At 49.7% G+C, this 7,471-nt stretch carries 3 protein-coding genes; 1 reads left to right on the top strand and 2 read right to left on the bottom strand.

The window, feature by feature from the left end; translation table 11 throughout:
- Window positions 1-301: 301 nt before the first annotated feature.
- The gene (locus tag NO877_RS19860; protein WP_256397966.1) at window positions 302-1,405 is read left to right on the top strand and encodes a TaqI-like C-terminal specificity domain-containing protein; all 1,104 of its coding nucleotides are present in this window, start codon (window positions 302-304) and stop codon (window positions 1,403-1,405) included.
- Window positions 1,406-1,425: 20 nt separating this feature from the next.
- Here NO877_RS19860 and NO877_RS19530 read toward each other — a convergent pair whose 3' ends face one another.
- Together NO877_RS19530 and NO877_RS19525 are read right to left on the bottom strand one after the other, a co-directional pair.
- The gene (locus tag NO877_RS19530) at window positions 1,426-5,238 is read right to left on the bottom strand and encodes a helicase-related protein (RefSeq protein ID WP_256397965.1); all 3,813 of its coding nucleotides are present in this window, start codon (window positions 5,236-5,238) and stop codon (window positions 1,426-1,428) included.
- A gap of 557 nt (window positions 5,239-5,795) precedes the next feature.
- Entirely contained in the window at window positions 5,796-7,232 is a 1,437-nt protein-coding gene (locus NO877_RS19525) for a hypothetical protein (protein WP_256397964.1), read from the bottom strand.
- Window positions 7,233-7,471 lie beyond the last annotated feature (239 nt).

Below are 7,471 nucleotides of genomic sequence, written 5' to 3'. Positions count from 1 at the left end.
CCGCCGACAGCGACTGGTTAGCAGTAGAACTCACGGTCACCGTCTTGTTGAAGGCTAGCCAGCCACCGCAGACACAGATTCAGCACCTACTGGAGGAGGTCGTGAGGTTCTCGATGTGATCGACTGAGAATCGCTCCGTGGATTCCTCCCACAAAACTATGGTCTTAATCAAATCGTCGACTTCACAGCGTACTCGGCATTCGACGAAATCACCATCTACAGCACAATCTTGTTCGGGAGTAGAGATGTCGGTACTCCCATCGACTGCGTCTCAGTACGCTCTGCAGACGCCGTCGAGGAAGTGAAGTCCACATTGTTTGATTGGGATGATTCCGATGATATTGTCGTGTTCACTCTCCCCTCTGATTCTCTTGGGAAAGACCGGTGGCTAATCCTGACTGATGAGGAGCGGTCGGCGAGAGAGAAAATCCGAAAGAAGAGCGACACAAACCTTGGTGATGAGGAGCTATTTACTGTCGGCAGTCCTCTGAAGACCGGGCAAAATACTACACTGCAGGCAGACATCTTATCCGAAGAATCAGAAGGTTATACGATTGAGAACAGTCGTATCAGTGGCACTGTGAATCCCGACATCTGGAAGCGAATCATTACTCCAGATTATATTAATCGATGGAATGTCACGAAACCCAAAGAGGTAACCTTTTTCCCATATGAGGCGGTCATCGGAGAGTACGAATTGATAGACGAGGGTACATTCAAATCAGAGTACACCACAACATACGAACTGCTGAAGGATCACGAGGAAAAACTTCTCAGCAGAAAAGATTCACGGAGAACTTGGAAGGAACTCGGCAGACCGTGGTACTCGTTGGCGAGGGTCGGGAGTCCCGACTACTTCGAAGAAACGAAAATCGTGTCGGACATCGTGGTTAACGAACCCCACTTCTGCATCGACACAAACGGCTACCTCTTTTCCACTGGATTCATTCATGGCATTACACCGCATGAGACTGATCCATTCTACCTGACTGGATTGCTGAACACCCAGGCAATCTTCTCGTATCTGAAGCCCATCTGCCCGCCGAAGAACAACGGGTACATGAAAATAGAGGTGGAGCAACTGAAGGCAGCACCCATCTTCCTCCCTGAGATTCGAGAGGAGCTCTGCGCCAAATTCAGTAGGGTATTGGACGAACACGGAGGTGACTACGAGAAATTAGCTCAGTTGATCAGATCACAGGGTATCGAAATGTTAGTGAGTTCCTCGGAGGGAGACAAAATAATGGCGGCGAATATGTTGCGGGAGATCTCGAAAAGGATTATTAGAGACTATGAATCACTCTCGGACCACGATATTGAACAGTTGGAGGGCTTGAATAACCATCTATCGGGGATAATATTCGAGTTGGACAAAGAAGAACTGGACGCTCTCTCTCAAATCTGAGGAAAGGAGGATTTGTTAGGCTAATATCCCACTACACCCCAACAGACCAACCGGGCCCGCACCTCACTCTCACCGACCAGTGTGTCCTGATACTCAGTCGACCCTTCAACATTCTCTTCTAGGAACTCCTCAAGCACCTGGAGGAATTCCACGGGCGGCCAGTCTGGGAATGAATCATATTGGTCGCTGTGTCGGAAGGTGTCCCGAAGGATACGATCCTCGTCAGTGTTGGCTAACTTCACGCCCTGAAGGCGCTCTCGGAGGTCTCCTGCCCAATTGTTAAGCGTCTTGTATCCATCCGCAGGCACAACCATCTTACCATGATTCGGCTGTAAGTAGTGTGAGATAAAGTCTAAAATCGTTTCCTGTTCTTTGGAAAATTTTTCACCTTCTTTGAATATGTGTTCTCTCTGACCGCTTCTAATCGCTTCCAGACGATCATCAAGAATCTCCTGGATCCCGTCACGGTTCGCCAGCACGGTTTCAGCATTACCCGTAATCGGTTCGCCATCTACCCCCGGATCGAGTTTGAGCATTCCGACCGGTCGCTCTTTCACCTCTCCGGCAAACGGTTTGTAGTAGAATGCCCGGCGAACGCGCCCGAGTGGCAAAGATTCGTCCTCATCATCGAACCAGAGATGTGCGAGCCCGAACACACCGGGACGTGGCCCCGACTCGTGGTCGACAACGTTCGTATACAGGAACTCTCTATCTCCCGGTGATTCGTCGAAGTACTCCTCGGCGTAGTCGAAGTCATCTGACGTGAGTCCGAACTCCTCGTTTAACTCCTTTTTCAGTAGGAACCGCTCGTAGGCAGCCTGTTCGTTACTCCCGGCGTTCCGCAGCAGTGGATTCTTACTAGTGTCATCGAGTTCGTTCACGTCGTCAATCTCTCGGGACCGCTGGATTGACTCGCCGATCTCGTCGACCTGCAGTTCCCCAATCGTCTTGTCGGTCTCGACACCGGTCTGCTCCAAAATCTGGTCTTCGTTCGGATCGAGGATGTTGTTCTCTTTGCCGACGATGAGGGCAATATCGTTGATCTTGGCCTGCAACCGCTTCAGAAGCTTGATCGCTGCCTCGATGTCTCCGTCCGGGTAGAAGTTATGCACGTACTTCTCGGCCGTACTCCCGATGCGGTCGATCCGACCGACACGCTGGACGATCCGCATCGGATTCCATGGGAGGTCATACGATACTTGTACCGAGACATCTTGGAGATTGACACCCTCCGACAGCGTGTCAGTCGCCACGACGTACTGCAGTTCCGATTCACCCGACTCGGCCAGCGTCTGCTGGTAGCCTGAAGCTTCGGGTGCAAACCGCTGGATCACATCCTGCTTGCTGTCGTCGCCTCCCTTGACCACTGCACTGTTGGCCTCTGTGAGCGGCGACTTGGGGTTGTCCAACAGCGTCCGATGGACGTAGTCTGCTGTGGCACGGTACTGGGTGAAGATGAGCACTTTCTCGTCGGCGTACCCGTTGAGCACGTCCGCAAGCCGGTCGATCTTCGGATCGCGGAACTCACGCAGCGAAAACACCGCGTCGTAGAACTCTCGCGTCGCCTCGTCGACCTCGCTCAGGTCGCTCCGCGGATACAAAATTGGATTCAGTTCGTCCTCCGGCACCTCCGGCAGCACACCTGCATTGTGGTCGTGCAACCACTGCCGCGTCGACACGGCATGATCGCTCACATCGCCGGAGTCACGCGCAACATCGCCGATAAACTGCGAGAGGAAGTACGCCAGCAGCGTCAGATCCTCCCGAATGTAGGTTATCACCTCGCCGATCGTCGCATCCGCCAACTCGTCGGTGTCGTTGCCCTCTCCTTCGTCGTCAGCACGAACGGCGGTCGTGTCGAACCCGAACTCTTCGAGCGTCTGTTCGAGGTCTTCGACAGCGTCACGCCCCTCAACGAAGTCGTCGAGCGTCTGCGGTTGGTCGTCGCCCTGTGCCGCACGGAGCCTGTCGATCTTCTCGTCTTCCGGCAGCCCATCGAGAAGCCCGAGGAGTTGCCGCTCGCTCTGATGCAGCGTCTCGATTGACTGAACGAACGCATACGTCGACGATTCCAGCCGCTTGAGCAGGTTCAGCTTGTACAATGCTTTGAGTGTTCCGCCCCCCTTTGGGTTCTTTATGGTGATGTGAGGCAGGTGAAGCGCGTCCATTACGTCGGGTAGCATCCGATACACCGGCTGGTAGGCCGCTGGGAGCGAGTATTGCTCCTTACTGAGCGACGGCGGCTTGAAACTCATCTCAAAGTCTTCCTCGTCCTGAATCTGCTCCTTGACGTGCTTCCGGGTGCGAAGGACCATCACCTCGTTGAGGATCTCCGATATCTCTTCGGAGTGCCGCTGGAGCTGGTCAATGATCCGTTGCTGTTCGTCCTCTCCGACTTCTTCTTTTCCGGCTGCGATGCGTTTCCGCGCCTCCGAGAGTTCGATATACTCCTCGAAGGCATCGAAGTCCAGCGACGCCTTGTTCCGAAGCTCTTCAGCACTCGTAAACAGGCTGATGAGGTTCTTCAGATCCGTCGCGGAGTTGTTGATCGGCGTCGCCGTCAGCATGATCATCGTCTTCCCACGCAACTGCCGAAGATTGGCATGTCGACGGGTTCCTTTGTAATCATCGTCATTATCCGGATTTGGTCGCCACTTGCCGTGGTTTCGAAAGCGGTGTGCTTCGTCGATCAGCACGACATCGAACGTGTCTTTGAGTTCCTGGACCTCTTCGAACGTCAGGTTTTGGAACCTGCTGATACTCATCACATCGAGGTGTGTACCGTCGACCTCAAGTCCGAAGTACGGATTGCCATCTTCGTCTGTATCGTTTTGTAGCAGATCTTCCCACTGTTCGGTGAGGTTCGCAGGGACGATGAGAAGGCAGTGATCGCCGTGCTGTCGGTAGTCGTGGAGGAGCTCACCTCCTATGAACGACTTTCCGAGACCGACCGAGTCGGAGATAATGCAGCCGTTGAACTGGGAGAGCTTCTCTTTTGCGCTTTCGTAGCCGAGGGTCTGGAAGTAGTACAGTGGACTGTCGCGGATATCGACGTTCCCACTCAGTTCGTCATAGGCAAGGAGTTTGTACAACTCGAACGGCTCGATGTACGTTCCCAGTTCCTCTGAGGTATCTTCGTCTTCCGCCTCGCCTTTTTGTTGTGCTTGCCAATCTTTGTACCGGTCGCTGTTCTCGATGATCCGAATGATTTCGTCGCTGAACTCCTCAGCATTGGCCCACTGATTGTCATACCAGTCCTCGAACGCTTCCGCCTCGCGTTGATCCTGACTCGTGAGATTCAGTTCAATGTTGTTACGGTGCCCACTGGCAGTGAAATTCGAAGAGCCAACAATAGTCGCACAAGGTCGGGTGTCGGTCTCATCATCTTCTGCCCAGCCATCATCGTTCTGAGGTGCCCGAAACGACGCCCCCTTTGCGTGGAAGTACCCGTTTTCTGGATCTCGGACACGTACACTAACTAGTCCCTCAGCTATGAAATCCCGGAGTCGATCAAGTCGACTGAGCTGGGCGTTGTTCAGCTCATTGATACTCTCTTCGACTTCATTTCTGAATTCATCTCTTAGGTTTTGACCCTCACCAATCTCGTCTGCAGTAGATTGGTCTGTTTGTCGACCCATGAGTATACGAAGTGGGGAATGACCGACCTCATCAGGGTCTGCAAGTTGTTCGAGATCCTCGCGGTAGAGATCGAAGCCAGACAGGTAGAAATAGCCCGTTGCGATACGGGCTTCTTCGATCTGTGGGATGATTTTCTTGTAGACGTCTTCGAGTTTTTTGTCGGCGTTGTCGACAAGAGGGGGTAGTGAGAGCATTTAGTTGCAAGAAAGATTAATCACGAGAACTTAGTATTTGAGGGTGTGGATTTGTTTGATCGGAGTGCAAGACTGCGAGCACGTACCTTGTATGGTGAAGATACAGAAGGAATGTATAAACGATCAGTCGATACAGTATCTATCTCGGGAAGTATCCCAATGGTTGGTTGTAGGTGACGATTACGACTGTTTCCAGTGTATTAGCAGCCCAACAACTACAACAGCGGCTAATAGCTTAGTTGCGACTGATGCTGTTATTACCGCTGCTACTGCGAGAAGGACTGCCTGTATCTCAGTTTGGTTTTGCACATTCTACACCACCTACAATGAATTACAGTTTCACATAATATAAAAACCACACAAACATATCTACTCTGTTTAGTAAACGGTTCGTTAGTGTTATTTCGATCCGTTAAATAAAGTAGCGTGATCAAGCCGAATTTAGTAGTTCGTCTACGACTTCTATACCAAGTCGTTGCAGACCGATCTATTGCAACTGCTAAATCTGTGGGTAGCCCACAAGGCAACCTCAAAAGACTTCAATTACCCGCTAAAGACTATTTTGTGAGTCCACGACTCAGCTTATTTAGAAGCGTAGAAACTCTATTTGAGAAGCTGGTAGACGATCCTGACTGTGCCCATAAATCACTATCCTGATCATATCGAACAATTCCTTCTGATTCATAAATTAGGCGCTGTATCTCATCACTACTGATTTTTCCATCGTAATACGCATTCAGAAGACAGTAGAGGGTTTTTGTAGTCATCACACGGTTATTTGTACCTCGTATAGTTTCGATGAAATTACCTTCGTTCACCTCACGGCTAGCTGGTGGATTTTTTCGAAAAATATTCGCAACTAATAATGTGTATGGGTTATTTGTTAAGGTGCTTTCAGATGTATACGTATTTTTGTGTCTCTCAAGTTGACTCAATTTTCTTTCGGAAATGCCATTAGTAGTACCAGTCACTTCAAGGATGTATTCTCTATCTTCAAATTTAATAACACCATCCCATTCACCAGGTTCTTCGCCTTCTACTGAGAATCCAAACTCACAGAAAGCGTCTCTGACGGTTTGCTCTAATTTGTCGCCACTATCATATAGTAGTCGTTTAAAATCAGTACGACGAGTTACCTTTTGCTGAAGCTGCTTGACCTGCTCCTCATACTCCGATATCCTGTTTTCAATGTCTTTTTGTCCAACCACTGTTATATTGTCCGTCCACAGAGGGGTCGGATCATTTCGGATTACATCAGTACTATAACCGTACCACTGCTGCAGGATTTCTATTACAAATTCTGAGAAAGGCTCCTGACGTGAAGGTAAAAGATAAATATCTCCTGTATATTCATGAGAATCCTGTAGTTGGAGTTTCCCAGCAATGGGTTCGCCTGCATTTGAAGTTGCTATCTTATCTAAATATCCTGTCGTAGGAGATTCGTTTCTCTCAGCATGGTGAGAGGGTAATTCATACTCGCTAGAATCCCATGGTTGTTCGTCTGGCCATGCTGTGATTTCCATTAAGCGTATTTGCCATTTGAACTGGGGTGGTCTGAAATACCATCTCCAATCTCGTTGTGATGCATTGTCTTTTCTTACTGGTAGGTGGTCTGTCGGGACAGATACTTTTTTTCCGCTTTCTGTAGAGTCAGTCCGTATACAGAATGGCAACCAGTTGAGTAAATTAATCGTTCTTTCTTCACTGTCTGCTGCCTTTGGAATCGAAATGTCTGTTACAGGTGGAAGTCTGATAAAAATGTCATTTCCATTGCGCGTGTGTTTGGCGACTGCATTTCGAGTTGGAAACTCAATCGTGTCTGATGAGCCAGACGAGGGTGTGTAATAATTAGTAGGATCCGAATAGATTGTTTTCAAATCAAGGAAGACTGCATCGTTGTCTTTGATGTTGTACTCATCTGTCCAGTCGGCAATTGTATACGGAAGTGTAGAATGGACATTGAATTTAGGACCAACAGCTAACCAGTGTACCATATGTTCGTATTAGTGAATGATTCTGAACTGATAAAATTCTGTGGGACTACTCACTGAGTACTGGTTTGGCAAGAAATCATACCGTCACGGTAGCAATCATTTGCTTCTCAAAGAGGGTGTCATAGAACGAGTAACACACCAAAGAGCAGGGTGAACGCTGAGGTGGAATGAGTTCAGCGACCCTGCAAGATGATCCTTCGGTAGAGTCGTTCTTCAATGTCGTGGAGACCGAGACGCTA

This window comes from Halohasta litorea, assembly GCF_024494645.1.
Lineage (GTDB): Archaea > Halobacteriota > Halobacteria > Halobacteriales > Haloferacaceae > Halohasta > Halohasta litorea.
The sequence above is the reverse complement of the archived record's forward strand: the minus strand, read 5'-3'. Positions and strand labels throughout refer to the sequence as shown.